This window comes from Micromonospora sp. PRAS1, from assembly GCF_059553435.1.
Window position 1 is genome coordinate 19,412 of record NZ_JCANNB010000027.1, and the last position, 22,364, is coordinate 41,775.

The 22,364-nt window shown below is 72.4% G+C and carries 23 protein-coding genes and 1 riboswitch; of the genes, 5 read left to right on the forward strand and 18 right to left on the reverse strand.

All coding sequences use genetic code 11. The features are described 5' to 3' along the window. Positions 1-167: 167 nt before the first annotated feature. From AC507J_RS22770 to AC507J_RS22780, 3 genes are all read right to left on the reverse strand, one after another. Positions 168-998, reverse strand: coding sequence for an alpha/beta fold hydrolase (locus tag AC507J_RS22770; protein WP_496291208.1), 831 nt, complete (start codon positions 996-998; stop codon positions 168-170). A gap of 104 nt (positions 999-1,102) precedes the next feature. Continuing rightward, positions 1,103-1,972, reverse strand: coding sequence for a TIGR03943 family putative permease subunit (locus AC507J_RS22775; RefSeq protein WP_496291209.1), 870 nt, complete (start codon positions 1,970-1,972; stop codon positions 1,103-1,105). Continuing rightward, positions 1,969-2,970, reverse strand: coding sequence for a permease (locus AC507J_RS22780; protein WP_496291261.1), 1,002 nt, complete (start codon positions 2,968-2,970; stop codon positions 1,969-1,971). Before AC507J_RS22780 ends, AC507J_RS22775 begins: the two co-directional genes overlap by 4 nt. 396 nt (positions 2,971-3,366) lie before the next feature. Further along, positions 3,367-3,472: riboswitch (TPP riboswitch) on the forward strand. 67 nt (positions 3,473-3,539) lie between these two features. On the opposite strand from AC507J_RS22780, the gene AC507J_RS22785 reads away from it, so the two are divergent. The 4 genes from AC507J_RS22785 to gnd all read left to right on the forward strand — a co-directional run bounded on the left by AC507J_RS22785 (position 3,540) and on the right by gnd (position 8,116). Then, positions 3,540-4,136 (forward strand): ECF transporter S component, encoded by a 597-nt coding sequence (locus AC507J_RS22785; protein WP_496291262.1) that lies wholly within the window; start codon positions 3,540-3,542, stop codon positions 4,134-4,136. Positions 4,137-4,262: 126 nt separating this feature from the next. Further along, positions 4,263-5,747 carry an ABC transporter ATP-binding protein gene (locus AC507J_RS22790; protein ID WP_496291210.1) on the forward strand — a complete coding sequence of 495 codons (1,485 nt, stop codon included), beginning with the start codon at positions 4,263-4,265 and terminating at the stop codon, positions 5,745-5,747. Further along, complete coding sequence (locus AC507J_RS22795) at positions 5,744-6,544, forward strand: energy-coupling factor transporter transmembrane component T family protein (protein WP_496291211.1); 801 nt, start codon at positions 5,744-5,746, stop codon at positions 6,542-6,544. Before AC507J_RS22790 ends, AC507J_RS22795 begins: the two co-directional genes overlap by 4 nt. 126 nt (positions 6,545-6,670) lie before the next feature. After that, on the forward strand, positions 6,671-8,116 hold the full coding sequence (gene gnd, locus AC507J_RS22800; protein WP_496291212.1) for an NADP-dependent phosphogluconate dehydrogenase: 1,446 nt from the start codon (positions 6,671-6,673) through the stop codon (positions 8,114-8,116). Positions 8,117-8,170: 54 nt separating this feature from the next. On the opposite strand, the gene AC507J_RS22805 is transcribed toward gnd, so the two are convergent. From AC507J_RS22805 to recO, 3 genes are all read right to left on the reverse strand, one after another. Beyond that, positions 8,171-8,356, reverse strand: coding sequence for a hypothetical protein (locus AC507J_RS22805; protein ID WP_111244589.1), 186 nt, complete (start codon positions 8,354-8,356; stop codon positions 8,171-8,173). A gap of 65 nt (positions 8,357-8,421) precedes the next feature. After that, positions 8,422-9,198 (reverse strand): isoprenyl transferase, encoded by a 777-nt coding sequence (locus tag AC507J_RS22810; RefSeq protein WP_496291263.1) that lies wholly within the window; start codon positions 9,196-9,198, stop codon positions 8,422-8,424. A gap of 32 nt (positions 9,199-9,230) precedes the next feature. Then, positions 9,231-10,082 (reverse strand): DNA repair protein RecO, encoded by an 852-nt coding sequence (gene recO, locus AC507J_RS22815; protein ID WP_496291264.1) that lies wholly within the window; start codon positions 10,080-10,082, stop codon positions 9,231-9,233. Between the two features lie 126 nt (positions 10,083-10,208). Here recO and AC507J_RS22820 point away from each other — a divergent pair, with 126 nt between their 5' ends. Next, positions 10,209-11,003, forward strand: a complete 795-nt coding sequence (locus AC507J_RS22820; protein ID WP_496291213.1) for a DUF4097 family beta strand repeat-containing protein — start codon at positions 10,209-10,211, stop codon at positions 11,001-11,003. 2 nt (positions 11,004-11,005) lie between these two features. Here AC507J_RS22820 and AC507J_RS22825 read toward each other — a convergent pair whose 3' ends face one another. From AC507J_RS22825 to hrcA, 12 genes are all read right to left on the reverse strand, one after another. Next, positions 11,006-12,103 (reverse strand): acyltransferase family protein, encoded by a 1,098-nt coding sequence (locus AC507J_RS22825; protein WP_496291214.1) that lies wholly within the window; start codon positions 12,101-12,103, stop codon positions 11,006-11,008. 178 nt (positions 12,104-12,281) lie between these two features. Beyond that, entirely contained in the window at positions 12,282-13,181 is a 900-nt protein-coding gene (gene era, locus AC507J_RS22830) for a GTPase Era (protein WP_496291215.1), read from the reverse strand. After that, positions 13,178-13,555 carry a cytidine deaminase-like protein gene (locus tag AC507J_RS22835; RefSeq protein WP_496291216.1) on the reverse strand — a complete coding sequence of 126 codons (378 nt, stop codon included), beginning with the start codon at positions 13,553-13,555 and terminating at the stop codon, positions 13,178-13,180. The genes era and AC507J_RS22835 overlap by 4 nt, the downstream gene beginning before the upstream one ends. Beyond that, positions 13,548-14,942, reverse strand: coding sequence for a hemolysin family protein (locus tag AC507J_RS22840; RefSeq protein WP_496291265.1), 1,395 nt, complete (start codon positions 14,940-14,942; stop codon positions 13,548-13,550). Before AC507J_RS22840 ends, AC507J_RS22835 begins: the two co-directional genes overlap by 8 nt. Next, positions 14,918-15,391, reverse strand: coding sequence for an rRNA maturation RNase YbeY (ybeY, locus tag AC507J_RS22845; protein WP_496291217.1), 474 nt, complete (start codon positions 15,389-15,391; stop codon positions 14,918-14,920). Before ybeY ends, AC507J_RS22840 begins: the two co-directional genes overlap by 25 nt. 15 nt (positions 15,392-15,406) lie before the next feature. Beyond that, on the reverse strand, positions 15,407-16,465 hold the full coding sequence (locus AC507J_RS22850) for a PhoH family protein (RefSeq protein WP_496291218.1): 1,059 nt from the start codon (positions 16,463-16,465) through the stop codon (positions 15,407-15,409). Positions 16,466-16,641: 176 nt separating this feature from the next. Continuing rightward, the gene (locus tag AC507J_RS22855; RefSeq protein WP_496291266.1) at positions 16,642-17,982 is read right to left on the reverse strand and encodes a serine hydrolase domain-containing protein; all 1,341 of its coding nucleotides are present in this window, start codon (positions 17,980-17,982) and stop codon (positions 16,642-16,644) included. A gap of 44 nt (positions 17,983-18,026) precedes the next feature. Then, positions 18,027-18,380, reverse strand: a complete 354-nt coding sequence (locus AC507J_RS22860; protein ID WP_496291219.1) for a histidine triad nucleotide-binding protein — start codon at positions 18,378-18,380, stop codon at positions 18,027-18,029. Between the two features lie 114 nt (positions 18,381-18,494). Continuing rightward, on the reverse strand, positions 18,495-18,812 hold the full coding sequence (locus AC507J_RS22865; protein WP_496291220.1) for a hypothetical protein: 318 nt from the start codon (positions 18,810-18,812) through the stop codon (positions 18,495-18,497). Between the two features lie 413 nt (positions 18,813-19,225). Then, positions 19,226-19,960: a 16S rRNA (uracil(1498)-N(3))-methyltransferase gene (locus AC507J_RS22870; protein ID WP_496291221.1), complete on the reverse strand. Its 735-nt coding sequence runs from the start codon at positions 19,958-19,960 to the stop codon at positions 19,226-19,228. A 25-nt stretch (positions 19,961-19,985) separates the two neighbouring features. Next, positions 19,986-21,131 (reverse strand): molecular chaperone DnaJ, encoded by a 1,146-nt coding sequence (dnaJ, locus tag AC507J_RS22875; protein ID WP_496291222.1) that lies wholly within the window; start codon positions 21,129-21,131, stop codon positions 19,986-19,988. A gap of 66 nt (positions 21,132-21,197) precedes the next feature. Then, positions 21,198-22,220, reverse strand: coding sequence for a heat-inducible transcriptional repressor HrcA (gene hrcA, locus AC507J_RS22880; protein WP_496291223.1), 1,023 nt, complete (start codon positions 22,218-22,220; stop codon positions 21,198-21,200). Positions 22,221-22,364 lie beyond the last annotated feature (144 nt).

A 22,364-nucleotide genomic window follows, 5' to 3' on the forward strand; every position in this document is an offset into this window, starting at 1 on the left:
CCGACTCGATGTCGGTGGCACAGGCTGATGCCCATCCGCGGGCAAGGTGAAACCGGCTCGGTGGCGCCGGACGAAACCAGGGTCGGCCGTCAGGAGCCGCGCCGGATCCGGCCCGCCCCGGCCCGAAGGCATGCACCACCCCGGCCGGTCAGGCGGGTACGGGCCGGTCAGCCGGTCGGGCGGGCCCGGGCGAGGATGACCTCGGCCAACGGCGTCGGAACCTGGTCCGGGATCCAGTGACTGACCCCGGAAAGTTCGACGAACCGGTAGTCCCCGGTCACGTGCCCGGCGCACGCCTCGGCAGCGGTGCGCCCGATCGCCACGTCGCGGTCGCTCCACACGTAGCTGGTCGGCACCGTCACCGAGCCGGTCGCCGCCAACTCTGCCCAGGACATCGCCCGGTACCAGTTCAGCGCCGCGGTGAGCGCGCCCGGCTCGCGCATCGGTTCGACGTACGTCGACACCCGCGCGGCGTCGCCGACACCGCTCAGCAGCCGGCGCAACCCGCCCGCGTTCAGGGCCAGCAACGTCTTCTCGGCCACCCCCGGCCGCCGGAACAGCAGCATGTACGTCGAGCGCGCCTGCTGCCGCCGGTCCTCGCCGAGCGCGTACGCCATGGCGGCCGGATGCGGCACCGAGACGGCGGTCAGCGTGCGTACCCGGTCGGGGTGGCCGGCGGCCAGTGCCCAACCGACGACCGCGCCCCAGTCGTGCCCCACCACGTGGGCGGCGTCGACACCGAGCGCGTCCAGTACGGCCACCGCGTCGGCGACCAGCTCCGCCAGCCGGTACGCCTCGACCGCCGTGGGCCGGGCCTCGGGCGAGTAGCCGCGCTGGTCGAGTGCGTAGGTGCGCAGCCCAGCGGCGTGCAACGTGGGCGTCACGTCGGCCCACTCGCCGGAGTGCTGCGGGAAGCCGTGCAACAGCAGCACCGGCTCGCCCTGCTCGGGGCCGCCGGTGGTGACGTCGAACCGCAGACCTCGGGCGTCGATGCGCATGAACCGCAGCCTACCGATGCCGGCCCGCCCCGGCCGCCCGAAGCCGGCCCGCCCCGGCCGCGCCCGGCACCGGCCTACCGGTGCCGGCCCGCACGGGCGATGACCTACCCGTACTGGTTCCTGGGGGCGGGTACCTGCCGCCAGGACTCGACCTCGAGGTAGGGAATCTCGGCGTCGTTGACCGGGTCGCGACCGATCCGGTCGCTATACCGGCCGATCACCTCCACCCAGCTGTCGTTCGGCAGCTCAGCCGGCACGTCGCCGGTCAGTCCGAGCTTCACCGGCCGCCCGTCGGCGGCACAGCAGGAGAGCACCATCCGGGCCAGGATCGGCTCGCCACCGGCGCCGGTGGCGATGAAGCCGGTGAGCTGCACCCGGCGGTCGCCGAGGGAGACGCCCCGGTCGAAGAGCGCCCGGGCGGCGTAGTCGAGGACGCTGACCTGCGCGGGATCGCCGTCGGGTAGCGGTGGATAGTCCGACTGCTGGGGCGCGCTGAGCGTCGTGCCGGCCTGGTCCGCCGCGTACGAGCCGAGGGCCGGCGGGGCGACCAGCAGCAGGCCGAGCACCGGCAGGATGAGCAGCCAGCCGACCCGTGGCTCGTGGTGGCCGTGGCCGGCCTCGTCGTCGTGGCCGGCCCCGTCGCCGTGCGCATGCTCGTCGCCGTGCGCATGCTCGTCGCCGGTCCGGGACACGGAGGCGTCGCCGGTCCGGGGCACGGAGGAATCGTCGGGGACGCGGGAGTCGGGGGCGCGGGAGTCGGGGGCGCGGGAGTCGGGGACGCGGGAGTCGGGGCGGGCCGGACGCAGCTCGTACCAGAGCGTCATGATCGCGGCGACCACCAGCAGCAGGCCGGCGGCGATCAGGAAGGGCCGCAGCCCTTCCTTGACGTAGCGCAGGTACAGGTCGGTCACGCTGGCCCGGAGCACCGCGCCGCCGAGCAAGAGCAGGACCACCGCCTGCGCCTGCCGGTTCACAGCAGCACCGCCCCGGTGCCGACCGCGACCAGCAGGGCCACCGCAAAGGTGGTCGGCGCGAACCGGAGGGCGAAGCGTCGGCCGAAGACACCGGCCTGCATCGCGATCAGCTTGAGGTCGACCATCGGCCCCACCACCAGGAAGACCAGTCGGGACGTGAGGGAGAACTGCGACAGCGAGGCCGCGACGAAGGCGTCCGCCTCCGAGCAGAGCGAGAGCAGTACGGCGAGCAGCGCCAGCGCCAGGATCGACAGCCAGGCGTTGTCGGCGAGGGTCTGCAACCACCGCTCCGGTACCAGCACGTTGATGCAGGCGGCGGCCATCGCGCCGAGCACCAGGAAGCCACCGGCGTGCGTCACGTCATGCCGGACGGCGGACCAGAAGGCCCGGCCCCGGGAGACGTCGTCCAGCTCCGGCCGGCGTGGCATCCTGATCCACTCGGTACGCCCGAGCCGCAACCAGAGCCACCCCATGACCATGGCGACGACCAGGCTGGCGAGGCCACGGGCGAGGACCATCTCGGGATTGTTCGGGAAAGCGACCGCGGTGGCGGTAAGCACGATCGGGTTCACCGCCGGGGCGGCGAGCAGGAAGGCCAACGCGGCGGCCGGGGTGACGCCCCGACGGATCAGCGAGCCGGCGATCGGCACCGAGCCGCACTCGCAGCCGGGCAGCACCACCCCGGCCGCGCTGGCCGCCGGCACGGCGAGGGCCGGGTGCCGGGGCAGCGCCCGCGCCCAGAACGACCGGGGTACGAAGACCGCGATCACGGCGGAGAGCAGCACCCCGAAGACGAGGAACGGCACCGCCTGCACCATGATCGAGACGAAGACCGTGGTCCAGGTCTGCAACCGGGGGGTGTCCAGCGCGGCGGCCAGCGGATCCCGGAAGATGATCAGCAGGATCAGCAGCGCCGCCAGCACCTCCACGGAGCCGATCCGGTCGCCGAGCCACCGCCGGGGACCCGGCTCGCCGGACGGCTCCGGCCGACCCGCCAGATCCACCCCGCCGGCCGGATGCTCCTCCGGCCCACCTTCCGGTGCGGCGTGGTCAGTGCCTGTGCTCACCTGTCGTCCCTCGGGCTGGTGCCGCTGCTGTTTGTCGCGGGTCTCGGCGCTCTGCTGTCGCGGGTCTCGGCGCTCTGCGGGTTCGCTGCCGTTGGCGCGGGGTCTTCGCGCTCTGCGGGCCCGCCGGTGGCGGGCCTTTGCACTGTGCCGCCCGACCGGTGGCGGAGCAGCGGCCTGAGACTACCGGCACAGGCCGGTCCATCGACAGGTCGCCACGCTCGTGTGCGATCCGCCTTCCGTCGGCCAGGCCCGCGTACAGCCCGGTTGACCTGTGGAGATCACATTGTCCGTCGATCTCGGGAGGTGCTAGCGTCGGCGAGACAACTTCACCTCCGACAGGGGAGCGCACAGCGCTGAGAGTGCGGGTCCGCCCGCAGACCCTCCGTACCTGATCTGGGTAATGCCAGCGCAGGGAGTTCGGTCCACCTCCAGCCCGCCACAGTCCGGCGTCCGCCGGGCCGGGCGTGCGTCTTGCCTGGTTCGACACTGGACTGGGAGCAATCATCGTGCCAACCACCGACAGCAACCGCTGGCGCACCATCGACATCGTGGTCGCCTCGGTGATCGCGGTCGCCTTCGGCGTCATCTTCTGGGCCTGGGGCCTGGTGTGGTCCGCCACCGACGCGGCGTTCGCCTTCTTCCCGCCCGCCCAGACGCTGATCTACGGCGTCTGGCTGGTGCCGGCCGTACTCGGCGCTCTGGTGATCCGCAAGCCGGGCGCGGCGCTCTACTGCGAGTTGCTCGCCGCGATCGTCTCGGCACTGCTCGGCAGCCAGTGGGCGAGCCTGGTGATCCTCCAGGGCCTGGCCCAGGGCATCGGCGCCGAGCTGGCCTTCGCCGCCTTCCGGTACCGCTCGTTCCGCCTGCCGACCGCGCTGCTCGCCGGTGCGGCGACCGGCGTCGGCGCCGCGCTCTTCGACTTCATCTACTGGAACGCCGGGCGCGACCTCGCGACCTACCGCATCCCGTACGCGTTGATCACCGTCGTCAGTGCCACCGTCATCGCCGGCGCCGGCGGCTACTACCTGACCCGCGCCCTGGCCGGCACCGGCGTCCTGGACCGCTTCCCGGCCGGCCGCGACCGCGCCCTCGTCTGACCCCAACCCTGCTGATCAAGAGGTTTGCGTCGGCCGGCCTGCGGTCGCCGGACGCAAGCTTCTTGATCAGCGCGGCGGTCGGACGGCGAGGGGCGGGCGGGGCGGTACGGGGAGAGGGGGGCTCGGGTGGGTGGGGTTTGGTTGCGGGGGTTCGGGTGGCGGCACGCGGGGCGGCGGGCCTGGGCGATGCGCGGCGTGGACCTGCGGGTGGAGCGCGGTGAGCGGATACTCCTCCTCGGGCCCTCCGGGGCGGGCAAGAGCACGCTGCTGGCGGCGCTGGCCGGACTGCTGCCGGAGGATTCCGGTGAGCAGGAGGGCACGATCGAGGTCGACGGCCTGCCGCCGCAGGAGGCCCGGGAGCGCGTCGGCATCGTCTTCCAGGATCCGGAAACCCAGCTGGTGATGGCCCGGTGCGGCGACGACGTCGCGTTCGGGCTGGAGAACCGGGGCACACCGGCCGGACAGATCTGGCCCCGGGTGGACCAGGCCCTGACCCGGGTCGGCTTCCCGTACCACCGAAACCGGCCCACCGCGGCGCTCTCCGGCGGCGAGCAGCAGCGCCTCGCGCTGGCCGGGGTGCTCGCGCTACGCCCCGGGTTGCTGCTGCTCGACGAACCGACGGCAAATCTCGACCCGGCCGGCGCCGCTCTGGTCCGCTCGGCGGTCGCCGGTGCGCTCGCCGACGACACCACGCTCATCCTGGTCGAACACCGGGTCGCCGAGGCGCTGCCGCTGGTCGACCGGGTGATCGTGCTGGAGCCCGGGGGCGGTGTCCGCGCGGACGGCACGCCGGAGTTGGTCTTCGGCAGGTACGGCGACGCGCTCGCCGACGAGGGTGTCTGGGTACCCGGCCGCCCCGTGCCGCCCCGGCCGGCCGTGGCACCCGCCGGCGACGTGCTGCTCACCGCCGAAGGGCTCGGCCTGCCGCCCCGGCTTGCCGAAACCGACCTCCAGGTACGCGCCGGCGAGGCGCTCGCCGTACTCGGCCGCAACGGTGCCGGCAAGTCCACCCTCGCCCTGCTCCTCGGCGGACTGCTCAAGCCGGTCACCGGCCGGGTCACCGCGAGCCGCGAGTTGGCCGGCCCGGACGCCGGCACTCCCCCGCACCGCTGGCCCGCCCCGGCGCTGGCCCGCCGGATCGGTTCGGTCTTCCAGGATCCCGAGCACCAGTTCGTCACCGGCACCGTCTTCGACGAACTGGCGCTCGGGCCACGGCGGACCGGGGCGACCGAGGCGGCGGTCCGCGACCGCGTCGACCACCTGCTGCAACGGCTGCGGTTGGGCCGGCTCGCCGGGGCCAACCCGTACACCCTCTCGGGTGGCGAGGCGCGGCGGTTGAGCGTGGCGACCGCCCTGGCCACCGCGCCCCGCCTGCTGGTCTGCGACGAGCCCACCTTCGGCCAGGACCGGCGGACCTGGCGGGAGCTGGTGGACCTCTTCGCGGACCTGCGCGACGACGGCCACGGCCTGGTCACGGTCACCCACGACGCCGAGTTCGTGGCGGCGCTGGCCGACCGGACCGTCACCCTCGACCGGCCGCCCACCACCCGGGCCGGAGAGACGCAGCGACCGGCCGACGGGGCCGGGCCGGCGGCAGCGGTACGCCGATGATCAGCCTCGAACCGCTCGCCCGGCCGGACGCACCGCTGGCCCGGCGCAACCCGGTCGCCAAGCTGGCGGCGGCACTGTTGTTCACCTTCGCGCTGATGACGACGCTGGACCCGGTCGCGCCGGCCATCGCGATCGCGGTGGAACTGGCGGTCCTACCGCTGTTCGGGCTGCGCCCCCGCGACCTGTTACGCCGTGCCTGGCCGCTGCTGGCCGGCGCGGGTGGCATCCTGGTCACCCTGCTGCTCTTCGCGGCCGACCGCTCGGGCCGCCTGCTCTTCGAGGCGGGACCCGTGGTGGTGACCTCGGGCGTGCTGCTCACCGCGCTCGGCCTGGTGCTGCGGCTGTTCGCGGTGGCGCTGCCCGGGGTGATCGTCTTCGCCACCACCGATCCGACCGACCTGGCCGACGCGCTGGTGCAGAACGCGAAGGCACCGGCCCGGTTCGCGATCGGCGCGCTCGCCGCGTTCCGGCTGTTCCCGTTGCTCGGTCAGGAATGGCAGATGATCACCATGGCCCGCCGGGCCCGTGGCGTACAGGCGGGCCGCAATCCGCTGGCCCGGCTGCGGTTGTTCGTCTCGACCGCGTTCACGCTGCTGGTCGGGGCGATCCGCCGGGGTACCCGGCTGGCGGTCGCCATGGACGCCCGGGGCTTCGATGCCGACGTTCCCCGTACCTTCGCCCGCCGCCAGCACTTCGGCACCGCCGACTGGCTACTGATCGCCGGCGCGACCACCCTGGCCAGCGCCATCCTGGCCACCACTGTGGCCCTGGGCACCTTCCGCCCCCTGCTCAGCTGAGCCGGGACGCGGGCGGCGAGCACTAAGCGACCACCTGATGACCAGCGGTGGGGGGATGGCGCGTCCCGGCACCGCCGCGCGATACCGTCGCAGCACTACAGGTCGATGGCGGAAGGTGGCGACGAGATGGCGGATCTGGCGACGGCGCAGATCGGTGTGACCGGGCTGGCGGTGATGGGCCGGAATCTGGCCCGGAACCTGGCCCGCAACGGGTTCACCGTGGCGGTGCACAACCGCTCGCCGGAGCGGACCCGGACGCTGGTGGCCGAGCACGGCGACGAGGGCACGTTCGTCCCGGCGGAGTCCCTTGCGGACTTCGTCGCCGCGCTGGAGCGTCCCCGTGCGGTAATCATCATGGTCAAGGCGGGCGGTCCGACCGACGCGGTGATCGACGAGTTGGTGCCGCTGCTGGAGGCGGGCGACATCATCATCGACTGCGGCAACGCGCACTTCGCCGACACTCGGCGGCGGGAGGAGGCGCTGCGGGCCAAGGGCCTGCACTTCGTCGGCACCGGGGTCTCCGGCGGCGAGGAGGGTGCCCTGTGGGGGCCGAGCATCATGCCGGGCGGCTCGGCCGAGTCGTACCAGAAGCTCGGGCCGATCTTCGAGAAGATCGCCGCACAGGTCGACGGCGAGCCCTGCTGCCGGCACGTCGGGCCGGACGGTGCCGGGCACTTCGTCAAGATGGTCCACAACGGCATCGAGTACGCCGACATGCAGCTCATCGCCGAGGCGTACGACCTGCTGCGGGCCGGGCTCGGCGCGACGCCGTCGGAGATCGCGGAGATCTTCCGGGAGTGGAACACCGGCGAGCTGGAGTCCTTCCTGATCGAGATCACCGCCGACGTGCTGGCGCACACCGACGCCGCCACCGGCGAGGCGTTCGTGGACGTGGTGCAGGACCGGGCCGAGCAGAAGGGCACCGGCCGGTGGACCGTCCAGATCGCCCTCGACCTGGGCATCCCGATCACCGGCATCGCCGAGGCCACCTTCGCCCGGTCGCTCTCCGGGCACGTCGGCCAGCGCGAGGCCGCGGTACGGGCGTTCCCGGACTCCGGAGAGAAGTGGCAGGTCACCGACCGGGACGCCTTCATCGAGGACGTCCGCCGGGCCCTGCTGGCCTCGAAGATCGTCGCGTACGCCCAGGGCTTCGACCAGATCCGGGCCGGCAGCACGGAGTACGACTGGAACATCGACCTCGGCGGCACGGCGACCATCTGGCGGGGCGGCTGCATCATCCGGGCGCGCTTCCTGGACCGGATCAAGCAGGCGTACGACGACCAGCCGGAGCTGCCCACCCTGCTGGTGGCGCCGTGGTTCGCCGGCACCGTCCGCGACGGGGTGCCGAGCTGGCGGCGGGTGGTGGCCGAGGCGGCCCGGGCCGGTGTCCCGGCACCCGCCTTCGCCTCGTCCCTGGCGTACTTCGACGCGCTGCGCGCCGAGCGGCTGCCCGCCGCGCTGATCCAGGGCCTGCGGGACAACTTCGGCGCGCACACCTACCGCCGGGTCGACCGCGACGGTTCCTTCCACACCCTCTGGGCCACCCCCGACCGGGCCGAGGTCGAGGCCTGAGCCGACAGCCGCCCTGCCCCCGAGGCCGGGGGCAGGGCGGTATCAGGTGCCGGGTCAGAAGAAGCGGCGCCGCTTCGCCTTCTGCGGGCGGAGCATGTCGGCCCCCTGGGTGAGCAGGCGGCTGGCCCGGGACGGGCCACGCCGGGACTCCAGCGAGTGGCTGAGCCGGCGGGCACCGGCTGCGGCCACCGGAACCGCCACGGCCATCACCGCCCACTGGGCAACGCGCTTGCGGATCATGTGGGTTCACCTCCGTCAGTGGCTGCTGCCAGCGGTGATACCCAATCCATCCGGAGGCTAAGCACTCAGGTGGTCGGTGCCACCGGGTTGGGTAGCGCGCCGCCGAACCGGCGGTCCCGCTTGGCGTACAGCTCGCAGGCGTACCAGAGGTGCCGGCGGTCGAAGTCGGGCCAGAGCGTGTCCAGGAAGACCAGCTCGGCGTACGCGCTCTGCCAGAGCATGAAGTTCGAGGTCCGCTGCTCGCCGGAGGGCCGCAGGAACAGGTCCACGGCGGGCACCTCGGGGTGGTAGAGGTAACGCTCGATGGTCTTCTCGGTGACCTTCGCCGGGTCGAGTCGGCCGGCTGCCACGTCCCGGGCGATCGCGGCGGCGGCGTCGGCGATCTCCGCCTGCCCACCGTAGTTGACGCAGAACTGGAGGGTCAGCGTCGAGTTGCCCCGGGACATCTCCTCGGCGGTCTGCAACTCGCTTATGACGCTCTTCCACAGCCGCCCGGCCCGCCCCGACCAGACCACCCGCACCCCGAGGTCGACCAGCTGGTCCCGACGGCGGCGGATGACGTCCCGGTTGAAGCCCATCAGGAACCGGACCTCGTCCGGCGAGCGCCGCCAGTTCTCGGTGGAGAAGGCGTACGCCGACAGGTAGGGAATGCCCAGCTCGATGGCGCCCTCGACGGTGTCGAAGAGGGAGAACTCCCCGGCCTCGTGCCCCTTGGTGCGCGGCAGTCCCCGCTCCTTGGCCCACCGACCGTTGCCGTCCATCACCACGGCGACGTGCTGCGGCACCGCCTCCGGCGGCAGCGCCGGCGGTCGGGCACCCGAGGGGTGCGGTGTCGGCGGCACCGGCTCGCGGCGGCTGGACCTGCTGGCTCGGATCACTCGGTTCTCTCCCTGCTCACGTCCTGCGACGCCGGCTCGGGCGTCGGCGCCGCGTCACCCGAAGGCGGGGCCACGGCAGCCGGGCCGCCCCGGTCGACCAGCGGCAGCGAGCGTAGCGCGCGCTCCAGGTGCCACTGGAGGTGCGCCGCGACCAGCCCACTGCACTCCCGGCGTACCCCGTTCTCGGCGGCGTCGGCGACCCGCCAGTCACCGACGGTGAGCGCCGACATCAGGTCGATGGTGGCCAGCGCGGGGTGGGCGGCACCGGGGGGACGACAGTCCGGGCAGACCGCGCCACCGGCCGGTACGGAGAAGGCCCGGTGCCGCCCGGGGGTGCCGCAGACCGCGCAGGCGGTGAGCGCCGGCGCCCAGCCCGCCAGGGCCATGCCCCGCAGCAGGTACGCGTCGAGCACCAGCGTGGTGGCGTGGCTGCCCTCGGCGAGGGCCCGGAGCGCGCCCAGGGTGAGCTGGAACAGTCGCAGCGACGGCTCCCGCTCCACCGGGGTGAGCCGCTCGGCGGTCTCGGCGATCGCGCTGGCCGCCGTGTAGCGGGGGTAGTCGCCGAGGAACCGCTTGCCGTACAGGTCGATCCCCTCGACCTGGCTGACGGTGTGCAGCGAACTGCCCAGCTCTCCCTTGGGGTCACCGGCGAGTTGCAGGTCCACGTGGCCGAAGGGCTCCAGCCGGGCGCCGAACTTCGAGCTGGTCCGGCGTACCCCCCGGGCGACCGCACGCAGCCGGCCGTGCCGCCGGGTGAGCAGGGTGATGATCCGGTCCGATTCGCCGAGTTTCTGGACGCGGAGCACCACCGCGTCGTCGCGGTAGAGCTGTCGGCGGTACCCGGCCATCGCGCCATTCTCCATCCTGACCGCGGTGCGGGTCGCACCCCGGGTCGATATCAGGGTCCGCTCCGGGTCGCGGTGCCGGGCGAACCCCGATGCGCGTACGCCGGCACCGGTCGTAGCGTGCTCGGCATGGCTTCGCACCGGACCACCACGCTGCCCCGCAGGGCCACCGCGATCGCCGCGGCCGCGACCATGATCGTCCTTGCCGGGTGCGACAACCTCTCCTCCCGCCGGCTCGACTACGACACCACCGAGTCCGCCCGGATCAACGCGATCCGGGTGCTACCCGGCTCCGGCGACGTGGTGATCCGCGGCGACGGCGACGCGGACGGCGTACGCATCAAGCGGGTGCTGCGTTACCAGGGCAGTCAGCCCGACGTGACGTACGAGATCACCGGCTCGGAGCTGGTGCTGGACACCTCCTGTGGACGCCGGTGCAGCGTCTCCTACGAGGTGACCACCAGCCAGGGGGTGAGCGTGCACGGCGAGACCGGCTCCGGCGACGTCGACCTGAGCCGGGTGGGTGCGGTCGAGGTCAAGGTGGGTTCCGGCAACGTCCGGCTCTCCGGCGCCACCGGACCGGTCCGGGCGCAGACCGGCTCGGGCGACATCGAGGTGTACGACGTGGCCGAGCCGGTCGTGCTCCGCGCCTCCTCCGGGAACATCACCGCCAGCCGGCTCAGCGGCGAGGTGAACGCCGAGGCCAGCTCGGGCAACGTCACCGTCGAGCTGGACCGGCCGGCCTCCGCGCGGGCGCACGCGTCGAGCGGCAACGTCGAGCTGACCGTGCCGGCCGGCGCCTACCAGGTGCGTTCCCGGGCCGCTTCCGGCCAGGTGGAGCTGGGTGTGCCGCACGATCCGTCCGCCCCGCTCGTGCTCGACCTGCGCACCGGCAGCGGCAACATCACCGTCGCCGTGCGGTGACATCACGGTCGCCCTGCGGTGACCTCGTCGGGTCGGGCGCGCTGATCGGGTACCCCGTCCTCCCGGTGCGACGCGGCCCGTTCGTCCGGCCGCCCGGCGGACCGGCCGCCCGGGATCAACTCGGGCGGACGCTGCGCCGCCACGTCCTCGACCCAGCCGAACAGCGCGGTGACCACGCCCACCAGCAGGAAGACCAGCACGATCCGGATGGCCAGGCCCAGCGGGTCCTGGTGCGACCAGCCGACCACGTCCACCAGCGGGGTGAGCGCCACCACGAACGCCATGTGCCACAGGTAGACGGTCAGCGCCCGCCGGTTCAGCACGGTCACCGCGCGGCCGACCAGCTTGTTGCGGTCCACCCAGGCGGCGGTCGCCGGGGCCCGACCCAGCGCCACCAGGATGAACGCGGCCGACCAGAGGGCGTTGCCGAGGGGGATGTCGTTCAGGTCGTAGCCGCGCGGACCAGGATGGGCCAGGATCCAGGCGCCGCCAACCGCCGCGAGCGCGAGCGCGACGGGGATCAGCACCCGGTTGGCCAGCCGGCGCAGCATCCCCGCCTGGTGGGCGAAGCCCAGCAGCCAGGCACCGAAGTAGAGGCCGAACTCCCGGAGTATCTCGTGCGGGTTCGGGTAGATGCCCAACTCGATGGTGAGCAGCAGGAAGTACGGGGCGAGCAGGGTGGGCAGCGGGAACCGCCGGAACAGCCAGAGGGCGACCGGGGAGGCGAGCACGAACCAGAGGTAGTCGCGCAGATACCAGATCGGGCTCAGTGCCAGCGCGCCCCAGTAGTTCGCCGGCGGATCGGCCACCGGGAAGAGCCAGAGCAGCACCTTCGGGGTCAGCGGCAGCCCGGTGAAGAGCATCGCCGGCACGAAGATCGCGGCCACCACCCAGAGCGACGGCAGCAGCCGGCGCAACCGCCGGCCGACCGCCGTGGGCCCGGACCGGGTCAGGGACGCCGCCATCAGCGACCCGGCGAGGGCGAACATCACCGACATCGCCGGGAACAGCAACGTAAGCGACGCCCAGCCGGTCACGTGGTAGACGACGACCCGCACGATGGCCAGGGAACGCAGCAGGTCCAGGTATCTGTTTCGCATCAGCCTGCATCTATGTCCGAGAGAGCGGAGGCATACCTTCCTACCCTCCGGGGCGAGCCAGGGAAACGACCAGAGACCCGCCAAGATAGTGAAACTTCCCATATGCCTGACCGGTACCGATCAGCCGATCAAGGGGCAACTCGTCCGGATTCCGCCCCGCGATCGGGCGGCCCGCGGGTCAGAACCCGAGCTTGCGCAACTGCTTCGGGTCGCGCTGCCAGTCCTTGGCCACCCGTACGTGCAGATCGAGATAGACCCGGCTGCCCAGCAGCTCCTCGATCTGCCGCCGGGCGGTGGTGCCTACCTCCTTGAGCCGGCTGCCCCGATGGCCGATCACGATCGCCTTCTGGCTGGGCCGCTCGACGTACACGTCCGCGTAGATCTTCATGAGCTGGCCCTCGGGGATCATCTCCTCCACCACCACGGCGATGGAGTGCGGCAGCTCGTCCCGGACCCCCTCCAGCGCGGCCTCCCGGATCAGCTCGGCGACAAGCACCTGCTCCGGGTCGTCGGTGAGCATGTCGTCCGGGTACAGCTGCGGCGACTCGGGCAGGTAGCGCGTCATCACCTCGACCAGGGTGTCCACCTGGTGCCCGGAGACCGCGCTGACCGGGACCACGTCGGCGAAGTCACCCAGCTCGCTGACCGCGAGCAACTGCTCGGCCAGCCGCTTGCGGTCGACCAGGTCGGTCTTGGTGACCACCGCCAGCACGGTCGCCTTCAGCTCGGCCAACTCCCCGGTGATGAACCGGTCGCCCCGGCCGATCGGCTCGTCCGCCGGGATGCAGAGGCCGATCACGTCGACCTCGCTCCAGGTCTGCCGGACCAGGTCGTTGAGCCGTTCGCCGAGCAACGTACGCGGGCGGTGCAGGCCGGGCGTGTCGACAAGCACCAGCTGCGACTCCGGCCGGTGCAGCACCGCCCGGATGATGTGCCGGGTGGTCTGCGGCTTGTTCGAGGTGATGGCGATCTTCTGCCCGACGATCGCGTTGGTGAGCGTTGACTTGCCCGCGTTCGGCCGGCCGACGAAACAGGCGAACCCGGCCCGGTACGGCCGCGCGCCAGCCTCGGCGCTCACTCGGTCACCGTGCCGAGCACCGTGCCGTCCGGCGCGGCCAGGTGGATCGGAGCGTCGACGGCCAGGTCACGGACGGCGGCGTAACCGGCACCATCCAACGTGGACGCCTCGGTCACCACCACCGCAGCCTCCAGCCGGGTGGCGCCCGCCGCCGCCGCCGAGGCGACCGCCAACTGGAGCGCGGTGATCGCCAACGAGGGCAGCGAGACGCTGGCCGCCGCGTACGTCCGCCCGTCCTGATCCCGCACCGCGGCACCTTCCACGGCACCCACCCGGCCCCGCGCTCCCCGCGCGAGGACGACCAGCTTGCCGTCCTCGGCGGTCAACTCGGCACTGCTCGGGCTGGCGGTCGGTACGGCGGGTGACTCAGGCATCGGCGGGCTGCCTCTCCTCTGATCGGTCGTCATCGCCCCGGGAGGCGGCCTGGTTGTCCTGCGGTTCGGTCGGCTCCACCCGGCGCACCAGCACCGTGTCGATCCGGTTGCGCCGGCCGGTGGTGCCCTCGGCGAGCAGCCGCAGCCCGGCCACCTCGACCTCGGCGCCCGGAATCGGCACCCGCCCGAGGGACTGGGCGAGCAGACCGCCCACGGTCTCCACCTCGTCGTGCGGCAGCTCGGTGTCGAACAGCTCGCCGAGATCCTCCACCGGCAGTCGGGCGGTGACCCGCACCGCGCCGTCGGGCAGCTGCTCGACCGGCGGGCGTTCGACATCGTACTCGTCGGTGATCTCCCCGACGATCTCCTCCAGGATGTCCTCGATGGTGACCAGCCCACCGGTGCCGCCGTACTCGTCGACCACGATCACCAGGTGGTTGCGGGCCGCCTGCATCTCCGAGAGCAGGTCGTCGACGGGCTTGGAGTCCGGCACGAACGTGGCCGGCCGCATCAACTCGGCCACCGGCAGCTGGCGGTCCGCATCGGCACCACCCTGGGTACGCCGGACGAGATCCTTGAGGTAGAGCACGCCGAGCACGTCGTCGACGCTCTCGCCGATCACCGGGATCCGGGAGAAGCCGGAGCGCAGGAAGAGCGCGAGCGCCTGGTTGAGCGTCTTGCCCGACTCGATCCACACCATCTCGGTACGCGGCACCATGACCTCGCGGGCGATGGTGTCACCGAGCGCGAAGACCGAATGGATCATCTGCCGTTCGCCGTGCTCCACCACCCCACGCTGCTCGGCGAGGTCGACCAGTTCGCGCAACTCGACCTGGGTGGCGAACGGCCCCTCCCGGAAACCCCGGCCCGGGGTCACCGCGTTGCCGATCAGGATCAGCAGCGAAGCGAGGGGGTTGAGCACCCGGCCCAGCCAGCGCACCAGCGGCGCGGCGACCCGGCCCACGGCGTACGCGTGCTGCCGGCCGAGGGTACGCGGACCCACCCCGACCACGACGAAGCTGACCACGGTCATCGCCCCGGCGGTGATCAGCGCCGCCCGCCAGCCCGCCCCGAAGGTGTCCACCGCGACCAGCGCCACAAGCGTGGTGGCGGTCAGCTCGGCGAGCAGCCGGAGCAGCAACAGCAGGTTGAGGTGACGGACCACGTCACCGGCGACGGTCTGGAGGGTACGCGCCCCCCGGGCACCGTCGCGGGCCAGCTCGGCGGCCCGGGCCGGCGAGACCGCCGCCAGGGCGGCCTCGGTCATCGCGATCAGGCCGGCGAGCACCACCAGCCCGGCGGCGAAGACGAGCAGTTCCAGATCGGGTAGGCCGGTAGCGGACGCGGCCAGCGAAGTCTCCATCACCGGGACCGGGTCGACCGCCAGCTGGACAGCAGTCGGGCCTGCAACCCGAACATCTCCCGTTCCTCCTCCGGCTCAGCGTGGTCGTAGCCGAGCAGGTGCAACACCCCGTGCACAGTGAGCAGGTGCAGCTCGTCGGCGGTGCTGTGCCCGGCCGTCGCCGCCTGCTTCGCCGCCACCTCGGGGCAGAGCACGATGTCACCGAGCAGGGCGGGCTCGCCGCCGGCGCTGCTGGTCTCGCCGGGGCCGTGGTCGACGCTGCCCTCGTCCATGGGGAAGGCGAGCACGTCGGTGGGGCCGTCGCCGCCCATCCAGCGGTGGTTCAGCTCGGTCATGTAGTCGATGTCGACAAGCAGCACGGAAAGCTCGGCGAGGGGGTTTACCCCCATCTCGTCGAGCGCGTGCCTGGCGACGGCGAGTACGGCGTCTGTGTCGACGTCGACGCCGGACTCGTTGGCGATCTCGATGGACAACTTTCTTCCCTCGGTCTAGCGGCGCCGGCCGGCGCGGTTGCCCTGGGCACTGCGCCCGGTCACCGCGTGCACGCCCTGCCCCTGCTGGTTCTCCCGCTCGGCGTCCCACCGGGCGTACGCGTCGACGATCTCACCGACCAGCCGGTGCCGCACCACATCGGCGCTTGACAGCTGGGCGAAGTGCACGTCGTCGACCCCTTCCAGGATCTCCCGCACCACCCGCAGGCCACTTGTCGTCCCGCCGGGCAGGTCAACCTGGGTGACGTCGCCGGTGACCACGATCTTGGACCCGAACCCGAGCCGGGTGAGGAACATCTTCATCTGCTCGGGCGTGGTGTTCTGCGCCTCATCGAGAATGATGAACGCGTCATTCAACGACCGGCCCCTCATATACGCCAGGGGGGCGACCTCGATCGTGCCCGCCGCCATCAGCTTCGGGATCGACTCCGGGTCGAGCATGTCGTGCAGCGCGTCGTAGAGCGGGCGCAGGTAGGGGTCGATCTTCTCGTTGAGCGTGCCGGGCAGGAAGCCCAGCCGCTCCCCCGCCTCCACCGCCGGCCGGGTCAGGATGATCCGGTTGATCTGCTTGGCCTGCAACGCCTGGACCGCCTTGGCCATGGCCAGGTAGGTCTTGCCGGTGCCGGCCGGGCCGATGCCGAAGACGATGGTGTGCCCGTCGATGGCGTCCACGTAGCGCTTCTGCCCGAGGGTCTTGGGCCGGATGGTGCGCCCGCGCCGGGAGAGGATGTTGAGGGTGAGCACCTCGGCGGGCCGCTCAGTGCCGCCCTGCTCGAGCATGCCGACGGTACGCCGGACGGCGTCTGTGGTCAGGGTCTCGCCTTTCTCGATGAGTTCGAGCAGCTCACTGAAGAGCCGCTCGGCGAGGGCGTTGTCGGCGGGGGCGCCGGTGATGGTGATCTCGTTACCCCGGACGTGCACGTCGCTGTTCACCGAGCGCTCGACCAGTCGCAGGATCTCGTCTCCCGCGCCGAGCAGGTTCACCATGATCTTCGAGTCGGGGACCGTGATCCTGGTCTGCACCCGGGGCGGGCCGGGAGGTGGGGTGCCGGTCATAGGTCGGGCCGAGGGGCCCTGCGCCACCTGCTCTCGATCTCGGCGCCGGGCCGGTCGCCGCGGCGTGTGGACGTTACCTCCATCGTATCGGGTCGACAGCCCGGGCAGGCTGCCCATTTCGGCTGGCGCGACAGCCGTGCATCAGCGGACAAAACGGGCGGCCGTGCCGGGGCGGGTCAGGCCCGGAAGTCGTACCGGTCGAAGGTCTCCTGGTGCCGGGTGAACCGGTAGGTCGCCCAGTGCATCCGGACCACCACCCCGTCGTCGTCGCGGGTCAACCGGAGCAGCTCACCGACCTCCCGGCCGGAGACCGTCCGGAACACGTCCGGCCGCTCCGGCACCGGCGCGAAGACCGCCGGCGGCTTACCCGGCGGGTCACCGGCGCCCCGGGCCCGCAGGGTGCCGTCGTGCCAGCTGAAGACGTACTCGAAGCCCTCGCCCCACCAGCGGCCGAGCAGCCCGCGTACCGGCTCGGGGGCCGGCTCGCCGGGGCGCCACGGGTCGACGTCGGCCGGGTCGTGTTCGACCGCTGCGGCGAGCAGCCGGTGCGGCAGCTCGAACAGCTCGGCAGCAGTGCCGGAGGAGCCGAGCACAGCGGCGCCGAACGCGGCCGGGGTCCCCTCGCCGCCCCGGCGGCCGTAGACCCCGGCGAGAAACCCGGGCATCGCACCGTCGTGCCCGACGTGCAGCACCCGGTCACCCTGCGGCACCAGGATCAGGCCGAGGCCGAAGCCGCCGGCCCAGAGGGTCTCGTCGGTGACCGTCACCGGCCAGCGCATCTCGTCCAGGGTCACCGGGGCGAGCACCCGGCCGGCCGCGTCCAGCGCCGCCGGATCGGCCAGGAAGGCCGCCCACCGGGCCATGTCGCCGGCCGTGCTCCAGAGCTGCGCGGCAGGACCGACCGCGCCGAAGTCGGTGGGTGGCTCCGGGCGCGCCTCGTCGGAGTACGCGTCGACCAGGAAGCCGGTCGCCGCCCGGGGGCCCGGCTCGACCGTGGTGGTGGTCAACCCGAGCGGAGTCAGCACCCGCTCGGTAAGCACCTCGGCCCAGGACCCGCCGCGCAACTGGCCGACCAGCCGGCCGAGCAGCGCCAGGCCGAGGTTCGAGTAGTGGTAGCGACGCCCGGGCGGCAGCACCCGCTCGGCCTGGGCCAGCTCGGCGATCAGCCGGTCGACGTCCGGCGCACGCAGCGTGTCCCAGACGTCGCCGTGCGGTTCGCGTTGCAGGCCGGCGGTGTGTGACAGCAGCCGGCGTACGGTCAGCTCGCCGTGCGCCGGCAGGTCGAGGTGCCGCTCCAGCGGGTCGTCGAGATCGAGCAGGCCGTCGTCGCGGCACTGCATGACCAGTACGGCGGTGAAGGTCTTGGTCACCGAGCCGATCCGGAACCGGGTCTGCTCGTCAAGCGCCGTGTCGTTGCCGGTGCCGCCGACCGTGCAGGTCCACAACGGCCGGTCGGCGCGGTGCACCGCCGCCGAGATCGCCGGCACCCGGGCCTGCGCCTGGACCTTGCGCACCATCCGGTCCAGGTGACCGGCGGCGGCACCACGGTCGGCGGCCGGACTCACGCCACGCTCCGGACCAGCATCGGGCCGAGCGGCGCACCGCCCAGCAGGTGCGCGTGCGCGTGGAACACCTCCTGGCCACCGTACGTGCCGGTGTTGAACATCAGCCGGAAGCCGTCGCCGAGCAGCCCCTCGTCCTCGGCCACCGCGGCGGCCGTGGCGAGCACCTCACCAGCCAACGCCGGATCGCCCTGCCCGAGGGTGGCCACGTCCGCGTAGTGCTCCTTCGGGATGACCAGCACGTGCACCGGCGCCTTCGGATCGATGTCCCGGAAGGCGAGCGTGCTGGGCGTCTCACGGACCACCGTGGCCGGGATCTCCCCGGCGACGATGCGACAGAACAAACAATCCATCCCGGCAGTGTAAGGAAGGAAAATTCCTCGACGTCTCAAGTGCGTGGTGCGCCGGGCTGCGAGGGCCAGCCGGTTGCGGATCTGCGCGAGTGACAGGAACGGCGCGGTCACCGTTCACACCAGCCCGAGGCTCAGCGCCAACTCACCGATCATCGCCGGCGCCTTCGGATCCCTGGCGATCTCCGCCAGCACGTCCCGGCCCACCGGCCGGCGACGAATCTCGTACGGCGCCAGCCGCTCCGCATTCAGCAGCGCACGTGCCGCGTTCGTCGGATCCCCGGCCTGGAGGAACGCCCGGGCGGCGTCGATCAGGTACGCGGCCCGATGCTCGACCGGCAGCACCGCCCACCCGCCCCGGCGGATCGCGTGCCGGTGCCGGGCGACCGCCGCCGCCCCGTCACCCAACTCCACCGCAGCGGTGACCCGCGCCAACTCCACAGCCCCGCGGCGCTGCCACCATGCGCGAGTGGGGCGTAACGGCCGAGATTGTAGACGCCTGGTATCGCGACACCATTGGAAAGGTCGAGCGCGGCGAGTTGAATGTGCCGGTCGAACAGGTAGAAGAAGCCCGATCTCAGGTTGACGGCCTGGGGGTGATCGGTTCGAGCGGGGTGCCGCAGGTCCCGGCACGGCCCCGGAGCACCGTCCGGTCGCGGCAGACAACCCGTGGGAGGCGATGGACGTCCGGGACGCTGATTTCACGGTGAAATCATTATTTCACCGTGAAATCACGCTACTCATGGATGCCACTTCCGGCAGTCCGCAGTGGGTGACGGTCATCTGGCGGCGCGAATTCGGCGCTGGTCGGCAATGCCAGCGCCACCGCTCAACGTCGGAGAGTCGGCTTACCACCGCAGCAGGCGGGTGGCGAGGACCGCCAGGGCGGCCACGCCGGCCGTCGAGGTACGCAGCACCGCGGGACCGAGGCGGACCGGCTGGGCGCCGGCGTCGCGGAAGGCGGACAGCTCGGCCGGGGTGATGCCGCCCTCGGGGCCGACCACCAGCACGATCTCCCCCTGGTCGGGCAGCTCGACGGTGGTCAGCCGGTCGGTCGCTTCCTCGTGCAGGACGTAACCGGCGGCGGCACCGGCGATCCGGCGGGCCACCGACGTGCTGGACTCGTCAGGCGCGCCGGCCACCACCGGCAGCCACGCCCGGCGGGCCTGCTTCGCCGCCTCCCGGGCCGTGGCCACCCACTTGCCCCGGGCCCGTACGCCCCGGTCGCCGCGCCACTGCACCACCGAGCGGCCGGCCGCCCAGGGGACGATCTCGTCCACCCCCGCCTCGGTCATCGCCTGCACGGCCAGTTCGCCCCGGTCGCCCTTGGCGATGCCCTGCACCACCACCAGCCGGGGGTTCGCCGCATCGACGTACCCGCGAGCGGTGACGGTCAGGTCAAGGGTGCCCCGGCCGACGGCGCTTACGACCGCGCTGGCCGTGCCGCCCCGGCCGTCGGCGAGCAGCAGTTCCTCGCCCACCCGGAGCCGTTGCACGGTGGCGGCGTGGTGCCCCTCGGGGCCGTCGAGCACCATCGAGTCTGCGGTGGGCAGCGACTCGACCAGGAACAGCGGAGCGGACACGGGCGGCGGCCTCGACGCGGGCCGCTCAGGCGTGGCCGTTGAAGGCGTCGCGCATCCGGGAGAAGAAGCCGCCCTGCTTGCTCAGCTCGGCGACCTCCTCGCCCCGGGTCTTGGCGAACTCCCGCAGCATCCGCTCCTGCTCGACGTCGAGCTTGGTGGGGGTACGCACGTCCAGGTGGACGTAGAGGTCACCCCGACCGGTGCCGCGCAGGTGCGGTACGCCCCGGGCCCGCAGCCGCAGCGTGCTGCCCGGCTGGGTGCCCGCCTTGACGTCTACCGGCTCCTCGCTGTCAAGCGTCTTGATGGTCAGCCGGGTGCCGAGTGCGGCGGCGGTCATCGGGACGGTGACCCGGCAGTGCAGGTCGTCGCCCTTGCGGGAGAAGACGTCGTGCGGCCGCTCGTGGATCTCGACGTAGAGGTCTCCGGCGGTGCCGCCGCCGGGGCCGACCTCGCCCTGCTGGGCGAGGCGGATGCGCATGCCGTCCTCGACGCCGGCCGGGATCTTGACGGTCAGCGAGCGGCGGGTGCGCACCCGGCCGTCACCGGCGCAGGTCGGGCAGGGCGTCGGGATGGTCGTGCCGTAGCCCTGGCAGACGGTGCACGGCCGGGCGGAGACCACCTGGCCGAGGAAGGTGCGCTGCACCGACTGCACCTCGCCCCGGCCGCTGCACGCCTCGCAGGTGGCCAGGTGGGTGCCGGCCGCGGTGCCCGCACCGGAGCAGGTGGTGCAGAGCACCGCCGTGTCGACCGTGATCGGTGCCTCGACGCCGAAGGCGGTCTCCTGCAGGTCGAGTTCCAGCCGCAGGATCGCGTCCGCCCCCGGTCGGGTCCGCGGTCGGGGCCCCCGGCCGGCACCTGTGGCGCCGCCGAAGAAGGCGTCCATGATGTCCTGGAAACCGACGAACGGACCGGCCCCGCCGGGCCCACCCGGGCCACCGGGACCGCCGCCGCCGGGCGCCAACGGGTCGCCGCCGAGGTCGACGATCTGCCGTTTCCGATCGTCCGAGAGGACCTCGTACGCGGCGTTGATGTCCTTGAACTTCTCCTGTGCCTCCGGATCCGGATTCACGTCCGGGTGGAACTTCCGCGCCAGCTTGCGGTAGGCGCGCTTGATCTCGTCATCGGAGGCGCCCCGGCTCACGCCGAGAATGCCGTAGTAGTCCCTGGCCACTGCGTTCCCGTGTCCTCGTGTTCGTCTCGCGTACGCCGGTCGACGGTCACCGCCGACCCTGACTGGTCAGTTCTGGGCCAGCAGCTCGCCCACGTAGCGTGCCACGGCCCTCACCGTGGCGATTGTTCCGGGGTAGTCCATCCGGGTCGGTCCCAGCACGCCCATCCCCCCGACGATTGTCGCGCCCGGGCCGTATCCGGTGCTGACCACCGAAGCCGCCCGCAGGTTGTCGATCTCGTTCTCGTCGCCGATGCGCACCCGTAGCGTGCTCGGCTCCACCTCGCCGATGAGCTTGAGCAGGACGACCTCCTCCTCGAGCGCTTCGAGGATGGGTCGCAGGGAGCCGTGGAAGTCAAGCAGGCCGCCGCGGGTCAGGTTCGCAGTGCCGGCCAGCGCGATCCGCTCCTCGTGCCGCTCGACAAGCGTCTCGAGCAGCACGGTGGAGAGGGTCGTCATGGCCGGACGCAGTTCCTGCGGTGACTCGTCGATGAGGGCCTGCACCAGCGGCGGGGTTTCCGACAGCCGGACGCCGACCAGCTTCTCGTTGGCCAGCCGGCGCAGGTCGAGCACGTCCTCGGCGAGGATCGGCGCCGGCAGTTCGACCAACCGCTGCTCGACCCGGCCGGTGTCGGCGATCATCACAAGCATCAGCCGGGTGGTGGAGATCGGCACCAGCTCCAGGTGCCGGACGCGGGAGCGGGCCAGGCTCGGGTACTGCACCACAGCCACCTGGCGGGTCAGCTGGGCGAGCAGCCGGACCGTGCGGTGCACCACGTCGTCGAGGTCGACCGCGCCGGCCAGGAAGCGTTCGATCGCCCGGCGCTCGGCCGGGCTCAGCGGCTTGACCCGGCTCAGCCGGTCGACGAAGAGGCGGTAGCCACGGTCGGTGGGCACCCGGCCGGCACTAGTGTGCGGCTGCCGGATGAACCCTTCCTCCTCCAGCACAGCCATGTCGTTGCGGACGGTGGCCGGCGACACGCCCAGCTGGTGCCGTTCGACAAGCGCCTTGCTGCCGACCGGCTCCTGGGTGGCGACGTAGTCCTCGACGATCGCCCGGAGCACGGCGAGCTTGCGGTCGTCGAGACCCATCTTCCCCACCTCCTGTCGCAGCTGAGTCCGGAGTGCCACGGCCGCAGCGGAATGCTCTGGCACTCGACTGTAGCGAGTGCCAGTCTACGTCGGGGCCCCCGCCAACGCGATGATCAAGACCTCAGCCGGGCCGGCGGACCGATC

What these genes read in the sequence shown, in the direction of transcription:
- hrcA (WP_496291223.1), bottom strand. Translation starts at nt 22,220, where the DNA reads ATGGGTCTCGACGACCGCAAGCTCGCCGTGCTCCGGGCGATCGTCGAG.
- AC507J_RS22825 (WP_496291214.1), bottom strand. Translation starts at nt 12,103, where the DNA reads ATGCGAAACAGATACCTGGACCTGCTGCGTTCCCTGGCCATCGTGCGG.
- AC507J_RS22795 (WP_496291211.1), top strand. Translation starts at nt 5,744, where the DNA reads ATGATCAGCCTCGAACCGCTCGCCCGGCCGGACGCACCGCTGGCCCGG.
- recO (WP_496291264.1), bottom strand. Translation starts at nt 10,082, where the DNA reads ATGGCCGGGTACCGCCGACAGCTCTACCGCGACGACGCGGTGGTGCTC.
- AC507J_RS22770 (WP_496291208.1), bottom strand. Translation starts at nt 998, where the DNA reads ATGCGCATCGACGCCCGAGGTCTGCGGTTCGACGTCACCACCGGCGGC.
- AC507J_RS22850 (WP_496291218.1), bottom strand. Translation starts at nt 16,465, where the DNA reads ATGACCGGCACCCCACCTCCCGGCCCGCCCCGGGTGCAGACCAGGATC.
- gnd (WP_496291212.1), top strand. Translation starts at nt 6,671, where the DNA reads ATGGCGGATCTGGCGACGGCGCAGATCGGTGTGACCGGGCTGGCGGTG.
- AC507J_RS22835 (WP_496291216.1), bottom strand. Translation starts at nt 13,555, where the DNA reads ATGCCTGAGTCACCCGCCGTACCGACCGCCAGCCCGAGCAGTGCCGAG.
- AC507J_RS22855 (WP_496291266.1), bottom strand. Translation starts at nt 17,982, where the DNA reads ATGGTGCGCAAGGTCCAGGCGCAGGCCCGGGTGCCGGCGATCTCGGCG.
- AC507J_RS22860 (WP_496291219.1), bottom strand. Translation starts at nt 18,380, where the DNA reads ATGGATTGTTTGTTCTGTCGCATCGTCGCCGGGGAGATCCCGGCCACG.
- AC507J_RS22820 (WP_496291213.1), top strand. Translation starts at nt 10,209, where the DNA reads ATGGCTTCGCACCGGACCACCACGCTGCCCCGCAGGGCCACCGCGATC.
- AC507J_RS22805 (WP_111244589.1), bottom strand. Translation starts at nt 8,356, where the DNA reads ATGATCCGCAAGCGCGTTGCCCAGTGGGCGGTGATGGCCGTGGCGGTT.